The following is a 16,016-nucleotide window of genomic DNA, read 5'->3' on the forward strand; positions in this document are numbered from 1 at the left end:
GAATTTTGGCGGGGGTGAGTGTCCATCCGCGCCACGGGCCCTGTCAACGGCGCCGGTACGGTTTCTCCGCCCGCCCCGCCGCACCCGCACCACCCGCCACCGCCCCGAGGAGTCCGGACCATGCCGCAGCCCACCGAGGCCCCGGACCCGCCCGACGAGCTGGTCGGACCGCTCGAACGCGGGCTCGCCGTGCTCCGCGCCGTGGCCGCGGGCCCCGACGTCCGGCACCGGCCCGGCGACCTCGCCCGGACGACCGGTCTCGCCCGCTCCACGATCGACCGGGTCGCCACCACGCTCGTCCGCCTCGGCGTGCTCCGCACCGAGGGCCGCGACCTGCTGCTCGCGCCCGGAGCCGCCGGACTCGGCAACGCCTACCTGGCCTCCTGCGGACTGCCCGAGCTCCTCGGACCGCACGCCGTCGCCCTCGCCGACGCGCTGGACGAGTCCGTGTCCGTCGCCGTCCCCGACGGCGACGGCGTCCGGTTCCTCACCCAGGCCACCCGCCGCCGGGCCATGGCGATCTCCTTCCGGACCGGGGACCTCCTGCCCGCCGAACGGTGCGCTCCCGGCGCGCTGTTCGCCGCGCGATGGGACGCGGCGGACCTCGAACGGTGGCGGGCCCGGCGCGCGAAGGACCCGCTGGACGCCGGCTTCCCCTCCGTACCGCCCCGCCCGTCGTCCCCGCCCGACCCGGTCGAGGCGGAGTTCCTCGACCGGGTGCGGGAGGCCCGCACGACCGGAATCGCGGTGGACGACCAGCTGATCGAGCCGGGACTGCTCGCCGTCGCCCTGCCGGTCCGGGGGCCGGACGGCGCGGTGGTCTGCGCCGTCAGCGTCGTCAGCCACACCAGCCGGCACAGCTCCGCGAGCCTCGCGGAACAGGCCCTGCCGCCGCTCCGCCGCGCGGTCACGGCCATGGAAGGGGCGCTGGAAGGGGCGACGGCGGTGACGGCGACGGACGGGGCACCCGGCGCCTCGCCGGCCGCTTCGGCACCCGGCCTCAAGGAGGAGCTCGGTTCGGGGTTCCTCCAGTCCCTCGCGCGCGGTCTCGACGTGCTGCGCGCGTTCGGCTCCGTCCGGGGTCCCGCCCGGCTCTCCGAGCTCGCCCGGCTGACCGGACTGCCCCGGGCGACCGCCCGCCGGTCGCTGATCACCCTGCGCCATCTCGGTTACGTACGGGAGGAGTCCGACGGATTCACCGTCCTCCCTCGGGTCCTGGAGCTCGGCTACGCCCGCCTCTCCGGCCTGAGCCTGCCGGAGATCGCCACCCCGCACCTCGTCGCCCTCGTGCTGCGCGTGCACGAGTCCGCGTCCGTCGCCGTCCTGGACGGGGACGACATCCGGTACGTCGCCCGGGTCGCGAGCACCCGCATCATGCACATCGACATCACGGTCGGCACCCGGCTGCCCGCGTACGCGACCTCCATGGGCCGCGTCCTGCTCGGGGCCCTGCCGGCGGCGGAACGCGCCGAGCGGCTCGGCCGGATCACGCCGGAGGCGCTCACCCCGCGGACCGTGACGAGCCGCGAAGGGCTCGACGAGGCCGTGACGGCGACCGCGGTCCGCGGATACGGGTGGGTGGAGCAGGAACTGGAGGAAGGCCTCCGGTCGCTCGCGGTGGCGGTCACGGACGGCGCGGGGAGGGCGGTCGCGGCGGTCAACGTGGCCCTGCACGCGGGGCGGGGGACGCCGGAGGAGAGCCTGGCGGCGCTGCTTCCCGCCCTGCGCGAGACGGCGGGCCTGATCAGCGCGGACCTGTCGTCCGTGGGCCGCTTCTCCCGGGTGTCCCCGGGCTGACGGGCCCGCCCCGGAGGGTTCTCACGCCGTGGTGCGGGCCGGGCTGACGGGCCCGGCCCGCAGCGTTCTCACGCCGTGGTGCGGGCCTCCCGCGACCGGCCTCCCCGGACGGCCCGGTACGCCAGGCCGAGGAGGAAGGAGTGGAGCAGCGCGGCGAGGGCCAGTGCCGCGGAGAAGTACCCGATCGCCAGGCCGGAGTCGCCGTCCGTGAAGTCGGGGAGGAGCAGGAGCATGCTGGTGGGCGCGGTGACGAAGAGCAGCCAGAGGCCCTCGAAGCCGGATCGTTCGATCGCCGGGGTGAGCACCAGGGGGAGCGCCGTCACGGCCACCAGGCCGAGGTAGACCAGCGAGGCGGGGTTGGCGAACGTGAGGCGGACGAGGGTGCGCAGGCGGCTGTCTCGCATGATCGGTTCCTCCTGGGGCGGATCGGTTCCGCCATGTCGACGAGGGCTCCATCGTGCGGCGGGGACGCCCGTCGGCGCCTGAGTAGCGCTACTCAACCCGCCGTGAGTGCACGCGCGTTGTGGGCCCCGGCGACCGGCTGCACCGGGCGCGGTCCGGCAACGGCGCGGTCTCGGACGGAGGGTGGCGAGGGACGGAGTGCCGCCACCGCCGCCAGCATCAGCTCCAGGGCGAACGGGTACCCGCTGTCGCGCATGTCGGCGGCCAGCAGCGGGAACGTCGCCGCGATGTTCGGGTGGGTGTCGGGCGCCAGCCGGCCGTAGACCGCGTGCCACACCTCGGCCTCCTTCTCCTGGGCCGCCGGCGGCAGCGCGAGCGCGGCGGCGTCCTGGGCGGCGAAGGCGAGGGCCTGGTCGACGAAGGCGTGGTAGACGCGGACGGCCAGGGCGTCCGGGAAGCCCGCGGAGCGCAGCACGCCGAGGATCCGCTCCACCGCCCGGGTCTCGTGGTGCCGTCCGGTGGTGCGGTGGGCCGCGAGGGCCGCCGCCTGCGGATAGGCCTGGTAGCAGGCGTGGATGCGCAGTCCCAGCTCGCGGAGGTCGGCCTGCCAGTCCCCGGTGGCCGTCCAGCCCTCCTGCGCCCGGCCGATCATCTCGTCGGCGACCGCGAGGAGCAGCGCGTCCGTGTTCCGGAAGTACCGGTAGAGGGCGGTGGGGTCGGCGCCGAGCGCGGCGCCGAGACGCCGTACCGACAGGGCTTCCGCACCGTGCTGGGCGATCAGGCGCAGCGCGGTCTCGACGATGAGCCGCTCCGAGAGGACGGCGCCCTGCTTGGTGGGGCGGCGGCGCTGCCGGCTGCCTTCGGGGACCACGCGTTCGGACATGGCCGGAACCTTACGTCAACGCCATTGACGTGTAAACGGCCCGAACGCTTGCATGGCGCCCACCGACCGACACCCCACCACCTGTTCTGGAGCGCCCATGACCACGGCCGATCTGGTCTTCACCCGCGGTCCCGTCTTCACCGCGGATCCTGCCCGCACCCGGGCGTCCTCGCTCGCCGTCGTCGGCGAGCGGATCGTCGCCGTCGGCCACGACGAGGTGCGGGATCTCGTCGGTCCCGGCACGGAGGTCGTCGACCTGACGGGGAAGCTGCTGCTCCCGGGGTTCCAGGACGCCCACATCCACGCCGTCTCCGGCGGCAAGGAGCTGGCCGAGTGCGATCTGACCGGCACGGTCGGCGTCGCCGACTACCTGGAGCGGATCCGGGAGTACGCGGACGCCCACCCGGAGCGCTCCTGGATCACCGGCGGCGGCTGGTCGATGGAGAGCTTCGAGGGCGGCATGCCGACCCGGCAGCTGCTCGACTCCGTCGTACCGGACCGGCCGGTCCTGCTGTCGAACCGTGACCACCACGGCGCCTGGGCCAACTCCCGTGCCCTCGAACTCGCCGGGCTCACCGCCGACAGTCCCGATCCGGCCGACGGCCGAATCGAGCGCGAGGCGGACGGCTCCCCCAGCGGCATGCTCCAGGAGGGCGCGATCGGTCTGGTCGCCCGGCTGCTGCCGCCGACCACCGCCGCGGACCGGCTCGCCGGCCTGCTGCGCGCCCAGAAGCTGCTGCACTCGCTCGGCATCACGGCCTGGCAGGACGCGCTGCTCGGCTCCTTCGGCGGGATGGCCGACCCCTCGGAGACGTATCTGACGGCGGCCGGCGACGGTTCGCTGACCGCCCGGGTGACCGGGGCGCTGTGGTGGGACCGGGAGCGGGGCGCCGAGCAGATCCCCGAACTGGTGGCCCGGCGGGAGAAGTTCAGCTCCGGCCGGTTCCGCGCGGGGTCGGTGAAGATCATGCAGGACGGCATCGCGGAGAACTTCACGGCCGCCATGACCAGCCCGTACCTGGACGGCTGCGGCTGCGCCACGGCGAACAGCGGCCTGAGCTTCGTCGAGCCCGAGGCGCTGCGTGGGTACGTGGCCGCGCTGGACGCCCTCGACTTCCAGGTCCACTTCCACGCCCTGGGCGACCGGGCCGTGCGTGAGGCGCTGGACGCCGTGGAGGCGGCGATCGCCGCCAACGGGCGCCGCGGCAACCGGCACCACCTTGCGCACCTCCAGGTCGTCCACCCCGAGGACGTGGCCCGTTTCGCGCGGCTCGGCGCCATCGCGAACATCCAGCCGCTGTGGGCGGCGCACGAGCCGCAGATGGACGAGCTGACCATCCCGTTCCTGGGTCCCGAGCGCGCCGCCTGGCAGTACCCGTTCGGCGACCTGGTCCGCGCCGGGGCCACCCTCGCCGCGGGCAGCGACTGGCCGGTCAGCAGCCCGGACCCGATCGCGGGCATCCACGTCGCCGTCAACCGCCGCGACCCCGACGCCACCGACGACCGGGTCTTCTACCCCGAGCAGCGCCTCGACCTCGGCACGGCGCTCGCGGCCTACACCGCGGGCACCGCGCACGTGAACGGTCTCGACGACACCGGCAGCCTGCGCCCCGGCCACCTCGCCGACCTGGTCGTCCTGGACCGCGACATCCTCACCGGCCCGCCGGAGGAGATCGCCGAGGCCCGGGTCGAGCGGACGTACGTCGGCGGGCGGCTGGTGCACGCGGTCTGACACCGCTACCCGGCGGGAGTCCTCAGCGACGAGGCCCGCACGTCGAGACGCGTCGCCACGAGCGTCCCGGCGGGGTCCCGGCGGCCGTGCTCCAGGACCTCCACGAGCTGCTCGACACCGGCCTCGGCGATCGCCTCGGGCCGCAGGCTCAGGGTGGTCACCGGCGGCTCGGTGTGCGGGGCCGTGGCGTCCTCGCTGAACAGCACGACGAGCAGGTCGTCCGGAACCTCGTACCCGTGGCGGCGCGCCACGTCGAGCACGAGCGGCGGGCTCGCCTCGGCCACGACCAGCAGGGCGTCGGGCCGTCCGGGTCCGGTGGCGGTCAGGGCGGCCTCGACGGCGCGCACCACCGGGCCGTTTCCGGGTTCGCCGACGCGCACCACCCGCTCCGGCAGGTCGTGGGCGGCGCACCAGTCCCGGTGGGCGGCGACCGCCTCCAGGTGGAAGCGGGTGGTGCTGTCCGGCACCACGAGGACGGGCGCGCCGGCCCCCTGCCCGCGCAGGTGGTCGAGGGCCTCGCGGACGGCGCCGGCCGCGTCGACGTCGACCCAGGAGGCCCCGGGCCTGCCTTCGACGGACCGGTCCGTCGAGAGCGGGATGCCGGCGGCGAGGAGGTCCTCGACGACCGGGTCGTCGGCGACGGGGTCGGCGACGACCACGGCGTCGAGGGACAGGTCGGCCCACTCGCTCTGCAGGGTCCCCGCGGGGAGCAGCACCATCGCGTAGCCGCGGCGGAGCGCGGCGGCCGCGGTGGCGCCGGTGAGCCGGGCGAAGTACGGCGACTCGAGAAAGGTGGTCCAGGGAGTGGCGGCGAACTCGCCGACCACGTATCCGATCAGCCGGGCCCGTCCCGCGCGCAGGTGGCGCGCGGTGGCGTTGGGCCGGTAGCCCATCCTGCGCGCGGTCTCGCGGGCCTTCTCCCGGACCTCCGGGGACAGCCTTCCAGTGCCGTTGAGCGCCGCCGAGACGGTGGTCTTGGACAGGCCCGCCTCGCGGGCCACGTCGACGAGGCGGACGCGCGGGACGGGCGGCGAGGGCTGCCCGCCGTGCCGTGAAGCTTCGGTCATGGGGTGATGGTGCCACCCCCGTGACCTCTGCAAAACCGTTCCCGCAAAGTCGTCTGCAGGCCTTGTGCGGGAACGTTCCCGCACCAATACTCGCTCCATCCCCCCGAGCCCGTCACTACACCCGTAAAGGGGTGGGTCCCCATGCGCATGCCCCGAGCCCTCGCGCTCCTCGCCTGTACCGCCGCGGTCGCGGCCACCACCGCCGGCTGCTCCGGCGCCACGAAACCGCCGGCGGCCGGCGGCGGCCCGAACGTCAAGGTCAGCCCGCTCTCACCGCCCGCGCAGGGGCCGCTGGACTCCTTCACCTGGTCGCTGTACGCCGAGCCGTACACGCTCGACTACGCCCTCGCGTACGACTACCCGCCGAACACCGTCCTCGCCAACGTGTGCGAGCAGCTGCTGCGGGTCACACCCGACATGAAGATCGTGCCCGGTCTCGCCGAGAAGTGGTCGCAGCCCGACCCGCGCACCCTCGTCTACACCCTGCGGCCCGGGGTGAGGTTCCACGACGGCACCACGATGACCGCCGACGACGTGGTCGCCTCGCTCAAGCGGCAGATGGACCCGAGGACGGGCTCGCCCTGGGGTTCCTCCTTCAAGACCGTCGACTCCATCGAGAAGACCGGCCCGCTGGAGGTGACGATCCGCCTCGGCAAGGCCGACGTCCTCTTCCACGAACTGATGGCCGCCTCCCCCGGCACCGTCGTCAGCGCCGCCTCGCTGAAGAAGGAGGGCAAGGACTACGGCACCCCCCAGGGGAAGCTGAACTGCACCGGCCCCTACGCCCTCGACAGCTGGGCCCAGGGCGACAGCATCACCCTGAAGAAGAACGCCGCCTACTGGGACAAGACGCTCACCCCCAAGTCCGAGAAGGTGAAGTTCACCTTCGTCGAGGACCCGGCGGCACGCGCCAACGCCCTGCTCTCCGGCGCCGCCGACGGCGGCTACCTGCTCCCGTCCTCCGCCTTCGGCCAGCTGCGCTCCAGCAACAAGGGCACGCTCCTCTTCGGCCCCAACACCGCCGTCGCCGACCTCGCCGTCCTCGACTTCCACGGAACGCTCGGCAACCTCAAGGTCCGCCAGGCCCTGTCGATGGCCCTCGACCGGAAGAACATCATCAAGGCCGCCGCCGGCGGGGTCGGCGTCCCCGCGAAGGCCCCCGCCGCGCGCGGCGCCTGGGCGCTGGCCCCGGAGAGGACGGCGGAACTCTTCGACACGCAGCCCGAGCTGGTCTACGACGTCGCGGCCGCGAAGAAGCTCGTCGAGGAGGCCCACGCGACCGGGCGGACGGTCACCCTCGTCACCAGCACACTGGCGCCGGAGATCAGCGTCGTCGCCAACGCCGTCCAGGCCGCGGGCCGCCAGATCGGGCTCAACGTCGTGCTGAAGCCGGTCTCGCCCGACGCGTACAGCAGCCTCTTCGTCGACCCCGACGCGCGCGAGGGCCTCGACCTGGTCATCACCAACGGATACGACAACACGCCCGACCCGCTGGAGTTCTACCAGTACCTGCGCACGGGCGACTTCGGGAACTACGGGCGCTGGTCGAACGCGGAGTACGACGTCGCCTTCGACCGCGCCAACTCCGAGCCCGACCCCGCCAAGCGCGCCGAGCTCACCGCGAAGCTCCAGAAGATCGCGAGGGACGAGCTGCCGATCATCCCCGTGTACGAGGCCCCCTACTCGGTCTTCCTCGGCAAGCGGATCACCGGCGCCCCCACCGGCATCGCCCAGCTCTACTTCCCGTGGGCCGCGACGATCGGGGCCTCCCAGCGATGACGCGCTACCTCGTCGGACGGCTCCTCGGCCTGGCGGCGGTGCTGTTCGTGACCTCCCTCGTGGTCTTCGGATCCATCCACCTGGCCCCCGGCGACCCGGTGTCGTTCCTCCTGCACGGCCGCCCCGCGACGCCCGCGACGGTGGCCGCCCTGCGGGCCGAGCACCACCTCGACGACCCGCTCGTGACCCAGTACGCGAAGTGGCTCGGCGACGTCCTGGGCGGCGACTTCGGCCGCTCCGCCCAGTACCACCAGGACGTGGCCTCGCTCATCGGCTCGCGGCTGCCGGGCACCGCCCTGCTCGTCGGCTACGCCGCCGTGCTCGTCGTGGTGCTCGGGGTCGCGGCCGGTGTCCTGGGCGCGCTGCGCCCCGGCGTCCCGGACCGGGCGGTGCTCATCGGCACCGGCGTCGCCACCGCCACGCCCTCGTTCGTCACGGCCATCGCGCTCGTCTCGCTCTTCTCGGTGCAGCTCGGCTGGTTCCCCGGGCCCGGCGGCGGCACGCCCGAGGGCCTCTCCGACCGGCTCTACCAGCTCACCCTGCCGGCCTTCGCCCTCGCGCTGTCCTTCGCGGGACTCCTCGCCCGGGTGACCCGCTCGGCGATGCTCGACGAACTCGGGCGCGAGCACGTCGAGGTGGCGCGGGCCCGGGGCGTCGCGGGCCGGTCCGTGGTCCGCCGGCACGTGCTGCGCAACGCGCTCGGACCGGTCGTCACCGTCGCCGGCACGATGCTCGCCGGCCTCCTCATCTCCACCTCGATCGTCGAGACCGCCTTCGACGTCCCCGGGCTCGGCTCGCTGCTCGTGCAGTCGGTCACCGCGAAGGACTTCGCCGTCGTACAGGCGATCACGCTGCTCAGCGTGGCGGCCTTCGTCCTCGTCAACCTCGTCGTCGACCTGCTCGCCCCGCTCATCGACCCCCGTCTCTCCCTCGGGGAAGGCTCCTCATGACCTCCACCACCTCCGCGCCGCCGTACCGCAGGCCGGGGCTGGGCGTCCTGCGCCTGTTCGGCCAGGGACCGCTCTTCGCGGTCTCGGTCGCGGTGCTCGCCCTGCTCGTCCTGGTCGCCGTGCTCGCGCCCGTCCTCGCCCCGTACGACCCCGAGGCGCTCGACCTGTCGGCCAGCCTCGTCGGCACCACCGGCGACCACCTGCTCGGCACGGACCAGTCGGGCCGGGACGTCCTGTCGCGGCTGCTCCACGGCGCCCGCACCGGACTGCTCGGGCCGCTGCTCGTCGTCGCGGTCTCCACCCTCCTCGGCACCGTCCTCGGTGTGGTGGCGGCCTGGCGGGGCGGCTGGGTGGACACCATGCTCTCCCGCTCCATGGACATGGTCTTCGCGATCCCCGGCCTGCTGTTCGCGATCCTGCTGGTGTCGGTCGTCGGCTCGGGGCTCACCGCGCCCGTGATCGCGATGTCCGTCGCCTACACCCCGTACGTGGGCCGGCTCGTCCGGGGCATCGCCCGGCAGGAGAAGGCCCGGCCGTACATCGAGGCGTACCGGGTGCAGGGCTGGTCCGGCTGGACCGTCTGCGTGCGCCACCTGCTGCCCAACATCGCGCCGACGGTGTTCGCTCAGTCCGCGATGAACTTCGGGTACGCGCTGATGGACCTGGCGGCGCTGTCCTACCTCGGCTTCGGGGTGCAGCCGCCGGCCGCCGACTGGGGCTCCATGATCAACGAGGGGCAGGCGGCCGTCCTGCAGGGGGCGATGCTGCCGGCCCTCGCGCCCTCCGCGTGCATCGTGCTCGCGGTGGTGGCGTTCGGCATCGTCGGCGAGGGGCTCGCCGACCGGATCGCGAAGCGGGAACGGTGAACGCGATGAGTACGGTGGCGAAAGCACCGGTCCTGGAGATCGAGGGCCTCGGCGTCCGCCTGGCCGGCGACCGGGCCGCCCGGCCCATCCTGGACGGCGTGAGCCTGACCGTGCGGCCGGGCGAGACGGTCGGCCTGGTCGGCGAGTCCGGCTCCGGCAAGTCGGTGGCCTGCCGCAGCGTCCTCGGACTGCTGCCCGGCGGCGCCCGCACCGAGGGCGAGGTGAGGGTCGCCGGCCGGGACGTGCTGACGATGAACCGCGCCGAACTCACCGGCCTGCGGGCCCGGCAGGTCTCCATGGTCTTCCAGGACCCGCGCGCCTCCGTCAACCCGCTGCGGCGGGTGGGCGACTTCCTCACCGAGGGGCTGCGCGCCGCCGGGACGCCCGCCGCCCGGGCGACCGCCCGCGCCGAGGAACTCCTCGACGCGGTCGGCATCCGCGATCCGCGCGGCGCCCTGCGCCGCCATCCGCACCAGTTCTCCGGCGGCATGCTCCAGCGGGTCGTCATCGCGGCGGCCCTCGCGAGCGAGCCGGACCTCCTCGTCGCCGACGAGCCGACGACCGCGCTCGACGTCACCACCCAGGCCGAGGTCCTCTCGATCCTGGCCCGGCTGCGGGCCGAGCGGGGGACGGGCATGCTGTTCGTCACCCACGACCTCGAACTGGCCGCCGCCGTCTGCGACCGGGTGTACGTCATGTACGCGGGCCGGATCGTGGAGACCCGGTCCACGGACGAGCTGTTCGACCGGCCCCGCCACCCGTACACGGCGGGTCTGCTCGCCTGCACCCCGCGCATCGAACCGGGCGCGCCGGCCCCCCGGCCCATCCCCGGCCGCCCGGTCTCCCTCGCGGAGGCGCCGCCCGGCTGCTCCTTCGCCGCGCGCTGCGCGCACGCGCTGCCCCGCTGCGCCGAGGAGACACCCGCGCTCGCACGCCACGGAGACGGGCTCGCCGCCTGCCACCGCGCCGAAGAAGGGATCACGCCGTGACCGTCGCATCGAAGGAGGGGCTGGTCGTCGACGGCCTGAGCAAGCGGTACGGGGACCACACCGCCGTCGACGGCGTGTCCTTCGCCCTCGCCCCCGGGTCCTCGCTCGCGCTCGTCGGCGAGTCCGGCAGCGGCAAGACGACCACGGTCCGCATGCTCGTGGGCCTGGAGCGCCCGGACGGCGGCACGGTCCGCCTCGACGGCCGGGACCGCTCCACCCGGCCGCGGGGCCGGGCCGAACGGCTGGCCAGGGCCCGGGAGATCCAGATGGTCTTCCAGGACCCGTACCTGTCGCTCGATCCCCGGGTGACGGTCTCGGGCTGCCTCGACGAGGTCCTGCGCCTCCACACGGACCTCGACCCGGCCGGCCGCCGGACCCGGGTCTCGGAGCTCCTCGACCAGGTCGGTCTGGGCGCGCGCGAGGCCTCGGCGCTGCCCCGGGGGCTCTCCGGCGGACAGCGCCAGCGCGTGGCGATCGCCCGCGCCCTGGCCGTGGAGCCCCGGGTCCTCGTCCTCGACGAGGCGGTCGCCGCGCTCGACGTGTCGATCCAGGCGCAGATCCTCGAACTCCTCGGCGCGATCCGCCGCGCGTCGGGCATCGGCTACCTGTTCGTCACGCACGACCTCGCGGTGGTCCGGCACATCGCGGACGAGGTGCTGGTCCTGAAGTCCGGCCAGGTCGTGGAGAAGGGCCCCACCGGGCGCGTCCTGGACGCGCCGGAGCACCCGTACACCCGGCTGCTCCTGGACTCCGTCCCCCGGCGACGCGGCAGGCGGCCGGCGGGGGACTGACCCCGGGCCCGGGAGGAGGGGCGCTCCCTGCCCGGGGGGAGGGAGCGCCCCTCCTCCCGGGCGGCGAGCGCCCTCCCGCCCCGGCCCGGTCCGTCGCGTCAGTCCCGCAGGCGGGCGAGGACCGCGCGCGCCGACCGTTCCACGACCGCGCGGGACTCGTCGGTGGGATCGACCAGTTCGAAGGCGTGGTGGGCGTGCGGCGCGTCGACGACCTCGATGTCGGCGCCGCGCTCCTTCGCGGCCGTGAGGAACGCCACGACCGTCGCCGTGAAGACCTCGTGCTCCAGACCGGCACGGGTCAGCACGACCGGCGGCCCGTCGGCGGTTCCCACGGTGTCCACCGGGCGGAAGCGGGCCTCCACCGCGTCCCAGCCGGGCAGCGGCGCCAGGGCGGGGTAGTTCGCCGCCACGCACCGCAGCCACGGCGGGGGCGCGGCGAGCCAGTCCGCGGCGAGGAGTCCACCGGTGGAGAAGAACCAGAGCGCGATCCGCTCCCCGTCGACGCGCGGGTCGGCCCGGACCAGCTCGACGGCCTCGGCGAGGTCGGCGGCGGCGCGGGCGTAGTCGGTGAGGCCGTGCAGCCGGTGGTCCAGGGTGACGCCGACGACGCCCAGGCTCGCCGCGTAGCGGCCGTACCCCCGGAAGAACGGCGTGTCCCGCGGGGTCGGCACCTGGTCGACGGCGATCGGGCCGCCGTGGACGAAGACGACCGCGGGGCGGGGGCCTTCGGCGTCCGGGAGGTGCAGGTCGACGCGTCCGACCCGCTCGCGGGGCCGCTCGGGCCCGTCGAGGAGGAAGGGCAGCAGGTGGGACGGCTGCTCGTGCGCGGTCTCGGGCGCCGTCACCCGGTGGCCCCCGCCGGCCGCGGCGCGCAGCAGCACCTCGGCCAGGTCTCCGGGCGCGGAGAGCATCGGCCAGTGTCCGGTGGGGAGTTCGAAGAAGCGGAAGCGGTCCTCGGTGAACACCCGGAACTGGGGCGGGCCCGAGGCCACGGCCATCTCGACCAGGGCGATGCTCTGTCCGTTGGCCGCGCACAGGACGCCGGTGGTCGGGAGGGCGGAGGCGGCGCCGGTCAGGACGAGCGGCTCGGTGAGGGTGCCGGCCGGCTGGGGCGCGGCCTCGCCCTCCAGCCGGGCGAGGTCCTCGGCGGGGATCCCTTCGAGGCTGCCCCACCGGTTCCAGGCCCCCGGTGCGGGCGGCGGGACCGGAGCGCCGGGCCGCGCGGCGAGCCGCTCGCGGACCTCCGGGTCCGGTACGGAGCGGACGGCGGCGTCGCCGCCCTGCGGGGGGCCCGTGTCCACGGAGACGATCCGGGCGACGCGCCCGGCCCGCCGGTCGGCGGCGCCGAGGACCGGGTGCAGTCCGTACCCGTGCCCCACGAGGACGATCTCGTCCGCGGTGATCCCGTCGACCAACCGGACCAGTTCGTCGACGTGCGTCTCCAGACCGGTCCCCGGACCGGCCTCGGCGCGCCGGTCCCCCGCCCCGGTCAGGGTCACGGGGTACGCCTCCGCTCCCGCGGCGCGCAGCCGGGCGGCGGTCTCCTCCCACACCCAGCCGCCGGTGAACACGTCCGGTACCAGCACGAAAGCCGTCATGGCCGTCTCCTCGTCTCTCCTCGGGGACCTCTCGCGGTCACGCTAGGAACTCCCCCTGCGGGAGATTCAAGGCAGCCGTCAGGGGTTGGCCGGCGGGACGTCAGAATGGTCGTGTCCGGAGTCGATCGCGCCCCCCGCCAGGAGGTTCACCTCGTGCCGTCCGACGGTCTGTGGAGCATCGGGGAGCTGGCCGCGCGGGCGGGCGTCACCGTCAAGACCGTGCGGTTCTACTCGGACCGGGGGCTGCTGCCGGAGGCGGGCCGGAGTTCCGGGGGGCATCGCAGGTACGGGGCCGAGGCGCTCGACCGGCTGCGGTTCATCCGGTCCCTGCGCGCGCTCGACCTGCCGGTTCCCGAGGTCGAGCGGGTGCTCGTGGACGACGGGGCCGACGAGGCGCTGGAGGAGGCCGTCGCGGGGCGGCTGCGGGACGTGGGCTCCCAGCTGGTGGCGCTGCGCTGGCAGGAGGCCTCCCTCCGGCTACTCCGGGACTGCGCCCCCGGGGAACGGCCGGAGCGGCTGCGGCTGCTCGGCGCGCTGCCCGCCCCGCCCGACACGGACGCCCTGGTCCGGTTCTGGCGGCGCGCGCTGCCGGCGCGGCTGCCGCGTCCCGTGGTCGCGACGGTGCTCGACGCGGTGGTGCCGCGGCCTCCGGACGAGCCCGCCCCGGGGCAGGTGCTCGCCTTCGCCCGGCTGCACGCGCTCGTCACCGATCCGCGCCTGGAGCGGCCGGAGTTCCGGCCCGCGCCGCCGCTCCCGGACGGCGAGTACCGTCCGGTCGTGCTCTACGAGGGTCTGGCCGAGGCGTACGGTCTCGCCTCGGCCGAGGTGCTGGCCGGGCGGGCGCCGCAGGACGGCGGGGCCCTGGACTGCTTCGTCGCCGCCTACGCCCACGCGCGCGGGGAGGCGGACACCCCGGACTTCCGGCGCCGGCTCATCGGTCTGCTCGCCCTCGACGACAGTCCGGTGCTCCCCCGGTACTGGAAGCTCGCCGCCGGTCTGTTCGCCCCGGACGAGCCGGTCCTCGGCCTGCTGCACCACCGTCTGTCGGTGGCACTCCGGGCGCAGGTCCACGGCCCGGCCGCCTGACCCATCCCATGGCGGCCCCGCCGGCTCCCCGCCGTGCGCGGGTGCGGGGCCCGGCGCGTGCGGGAGTCCCCGGGCGGGTGGTGTTCGTCGCCACCCGGGTGAACGCGTGCTTGCGGGGCGGCGGGGCGGGGAAGGGGCCGCACGGACTCAGGACGACAAGGAGGTGGTGCCGGTGTCGGGGCAGACGACCGGGGACGCGGGCGGTGCACCGTGCTGGCTGAACCTGTCCGCACGCGATCTGGAGGAAGCGCAGCGCTTCTACGGTGCCGTGCTCGGGTGGACGTTCAGGCCGGGCGACCTCGGTGACGCGTACGTGGTGGGCGAGCGGGACGGGGTGCCGGTGGCCGGGATCACGACGGCGGCCGCGGAGCCCGCGGTGCCGGTGGCCTGGACGGTGTTCTTCGGGGTCGACGACGCCGACACCGCCGTGGCGCGGATCCGGGAGCGGGGCGGGACGGTCGGCGTGGGGCCGATGGCGTATCCGCCGCGGGGCCGTGCGGCGTTCGCGACGGATCTGGAGGGGGCGGTCTTCGCCGTGTGGGAGGGGCGCCTGGTCTCGCGCTGGCACGTCGGTGAGCGGCAGGCGCCGGCCTGGGTGGAGCTGCACAGCCGCAGCGCCTTCGACGCGGCCGTGTTCTACGGCGGGGTGCTCGGCTGGGCGGATGGGCGTCCGGGCGCCAGTGAGGTGTCGTACGAGCACGACCGGGTGGTGCTGCGGCGGGACGGCGAGGCCGTCGCCCGGCTCAACAGCGGTCCGGTCGAGTCCGCGTCGCCGAGCCCGCAGCTGAGGCCGCGCTGGCTGGTCCGCTTCCGGGTGCGGGACCTGGAGGCGGCGCGGGCGGCGGTGGTGGAGCACGGCGGGTCGGTGGTGCCGGGCGGCGAGTGGGCCGGGGCGCGGCCGCCGGGCGGTGACGACGAGCGCCGGGTGGTGGTCCTGGACCCGGACGGGGCGCTGTTCACCGTGGAGGCGGAGGTCACGGGGTGACGCGGGGCCTGTGATCCACACCTCTCCGTTCGGCAGCTCCTTGTGTGAACCATAGATGATCCAGCAATCTGCATCTTGCGCAGGATCAGATTCGGCATGAGTAGCGGCTGTCAGGAAGGGAAGGGCCCATGAGCGGCGAGCGCCCCGAGCTGTACGAGATGTTCGACGAGCGGTTCCTCACGGGACGGTGCACGTACGACGACGACGCCCTGGAGGTCCTGCACACGGGCTGCCGGTGGGCCGAGGGGCCCGTCTACCTGCCCGCCTGGCGGCAGCTGGTCTGGAGCGACATCCCGAACGACCGGCTGCTGCGCTGGGACGAGGAGACGGGGGCCGTCGCCGTCTTCCGCCGCTCCGCCGGGCACGCCAACGGCAACACCCTCGACCGGGAGGGGCGGCTGATCTCCTGTGAGCAGGGGAACCGGCGCGTGACGCGCACCGAGCACGACGGCACGGTCACCGTGCTCGCCGACCGCTGGCGGGGCCGGCGCCTGAACAGTCCGAACGACGCGACGGTGAAGTCCGACGGTTCGGTCTGGTTCTCCGATCCGGACTTCGGCATCACCAGCGACTACGAGGGCCACCGCGCGGAGAGCGAGATCGGGTCCAACAACGTGTACCGCATCGATCCGGACAGCGGTGAGGTGCGCCTGGTCGCGGACGGGTTCGGCGCGCCGAACGGCCTCGTCTTCTCGCACGACGAGCGGCGGCTCTTCGTCTCCGACACCCGGGCGGGCCTCATCCGGGTCTTCGGGGTGCGCGAGGACGGCACGCTCTCCGACGGCGAGGTCTTCGCCGACGCCTCGGTCCGGGAGAGGGCCCGCTTCGACAACCTCCGCTTCGACGCGGAGGGCCGCCTCTGGGCCGCCGCGATGAGCGACGGCGTGCACTGCTACGACCCCGACGGGACCCTGATCGGACGCCTCGACGTCCCGGAGCCGGTGGCCAACATCGCCTGGGGCGGTGCCAAGCTGAACCGCCTCTTCATCGCCGCCCAGACGAGCCTGTACTCGGTCGTCATGAGCGTCACGGGCACCCACCCGGCCGGCCCCGGCCACCGGCCCTGGCAGGGCGCGGCGGCCTGAGGCGGG

The 16,016-nt window shown here is 74.7% G+C and carries 14 protein-coding genes; 10 read left to right on the forward strand and 4 right to left on the reverse strand.

Annotated features, from left to right (window positions below):
• Window positions 1-120: 120 nt before the first annotated feature.
• Window positions 121-1,797: an IclR family transcriptional regulator C-terminal domain-containing protein gene (locus tag ACFV2S_RS15945; protein ID WP_385558566.1), complete on the forward strand. Its 1,677-nt coding sequence runs from the start codon at window positions 121-123 to the stop codon at window positions 1,795-1,797.
• A gap of 68 nt (window positions 1,798-1,865) precedes the next feature.
• Here ACFV2S_RS15945 and ACFV2S_RS15950 read toward each other — a convergent pair whose 3' ends face one another.
• Both ACFV2S_RS15950 and ACFV2S_RS15955 read right to left on the reverse strand, forming a co-directional pair.
• Window positions 1,866-2,201 (reverse strand): SCO4225 family membrane protein, encoded by a 336-nt coding sequence (locus ACFV2S_RS15950; RefSeq protein ID WP_385558569.1) that lies wholly within the window; start codon window positions 2,199-2,201, stop codon window positions 1,866-1,868.
• 92 nt (window positions 2,202-2,293) lie between these two features.
• Window positions 2,294-3,082 carry a helix-turn-helix domain-containing protein gene (locus ACFV2S_RS15955; RefSeq protein WP_385558572.1) on the reverse strand — a complete coding sequence of 263 codons (789 nt, stop codon included), beginning with the start codon at window positions 3,080-3,082 and terminating at the stop codon, window positions 2,294-2,296.
• 97 nt (window positions 3,083-3,179) lie between these two features.
• On the opposite strand from ACFV2S_RS15955, the gene ACFV2S_RS15960 reads away from it, so the two are divergent.
• Window positions 3,180-4,814, forward strand: a complete 1,635-nt coding sequence (locus ACFV2S_RS15960; RefSeq protein ID WP_385558575.1) for an amidohydrolase — start codon at window positions 3,180-3,182, stop codon at window positions 4,812-4,814.
• 5 nt (window positions 4,815-4,819) lie between these two features.
• Here ACFV2S_RS15960 and ACFV2S_RS15965 read toward each other — a convergent pair whose 3' ends face one another.
• Window positions 4,820-5,881, reverse strand: a complete 1,062-nt coding sequence (locus ACFV2S_RS15965; RefSeq protein ID WP_385558578.1) for a LacI family DNA-binding transcriptional regulator — start codon at window positions 5,879-5,881, stop codon at window positions 4,820-4,822.
• Between the two features lie 141 nt (window positions 5,882-6,022).
• On the opposite strand from ACFV2S_RS15965, the gene ACFV2S_RS15970 reads away from it, so the two are divergent.
• Genes ACFV2S_RS15970 through ACFV2S_RS15990 form a run of 5 tightly spaced genes read left to right on the forward strand, consistent with a single transcriptional unit; the run spans window position 6,023 to window position 11,256 of the window.
• Window positions 6,023-7,660: an ABC transporter substrate-binding protein gene (locus ACFV2S_RS15970; protein ID WP_385558581.1), complete on the forward strand. Its 1,638-nt coding sequence runs from the start codon at window positions 6,023-6,025 to the stop codon at window positions 7,658-7,660.
• Complete coding sequence (locus tag ACFV2S_RS15975; RefSeq protein ID WP_383801456.1) at window positions 7,657-8,610, forward strand: ABC transporter permease; 954 nt, start codon at window positions 7,657-7,659, stop codon at window positions 8,608-8,610. The genes ACFV2S_RS15970 and ACFV2S_RS15975 overlap by 4 nt, the downstream gene beginning before the upstream one ends.
• A complete protein-coding gene (locus tag ACFV2S_RS15980; protein ID WP_383801453.1) occupies window positions 8,607-9,476 on the forward strand; it encodes an ABC transporter permease in 870 nt (289 codons plus the stop codon). The genes ACFV2S_RS15975 and ACFV2S_RS15980 overlap by 4 nt, the downstream gene beginning before the upstream one ends.
• A gap of 5 nt (window positions 9,477-9,481) precedes the next feature.
• Window positions 9,482-10,465, forward strand: a complete 984-nt coding sequence (locus ACFV2S_RS15985) for an ABC transporter ATP-binding protein (RefSeq protein ID WP_385558585.1) — start codon at window positions 9,482-9,484, stop codon at window positions 10,463-10,465.
• On the forward strand, window positions 10,462-11,256 hold the full coding sequence (locus ACFV2S_RS15990; protein WP_385558588.1) for an ABC transporter ATP-binding protein: 795 nt from the start codon (window positions 10,462-10,464) through the stop codon (window positions 11,254-11,256). The genes ACFV2S_RS15985 and ACFV2S_RS15990 overlap by 4 nt, the downstream gene beginning before the upstream one ends.
• Window positions 11,257-11,354: 98 nt before the next feature.
• Here the strand turns inward: ACFV2S_RS15990 and ACFV2S_RS15995 are convergent, their stop codons facing one another.
• On the reverse strand, window positions 11,355-12,854 hold the full coding sequence (locus ACFV2S_RS15995) for an alpha/beta hydrolase (protein WP_385558591.1): 1,500 nt from the start codon (window positions 12,852-12,854) through the stop codon (window positions 11,355-11,357).
• A 153-nt stretch (window positions 12,855-13,007) separates the two neighbouring features.
• Here ACFV2S_RS15995 and ACFV2S_RS16000 point away from each other — a divergent pair, with 153 nt between their 5' ends.
• The 3 genes from ACFV2S_RS16000 (at window position 13,008) to ACFV2S_RS16010 (ending at window position 16,010) form a co-directional block, all read left to right on the forward strand.
• Window positions 13,008-13,940, forward strand: a complete 933-nt coding sequence (locus ACFV2S_RS16000; RefSeq protein WP_385558594.1) for a MerR family transcriptional regulator — start codon at window positions 13,008-13,010, stop codon at window positions 13,938-13,940.
• Between the two features lie 172 nt (window positions 13,941-14,112).
• Complete coding sequence (locus tag ACFV2S_RS16005; RefSeq protein WP_383797955.1) at window positions 14,113-14,925, forward strand: VOC family protein; 813 nt, start codon at window positions 14,113-14,115, stop codon at window positions 14,923-14,925.
• A gap of 128 nt (window positions 14,926-15,053) precedes the next feature.
• Window positions 15,054-16,010, forward strand: a complete 957-nt coding sequence (locus ACFV2S_RS16010) for an SMP-30/gluconolactonase/LRE family protein (RefSeq protein WP_385558598.1) — start codon at window positions 15,054-15,056, stop codon at window positions 16,008-16,010.
• The last annotated feature ends 6 nt before the right edge of the window (window positions 16,011-16,016 follow it).

Origin of the sequence: Streptomyces sp. NPDC059695 (assembly GCF_042733785.1) — a bacterium.
Lineage (GTDB): Bacteria > Actinomycetota > Actinomycetes > Streptomycetales > Streptomycetaceae > Streptomyces.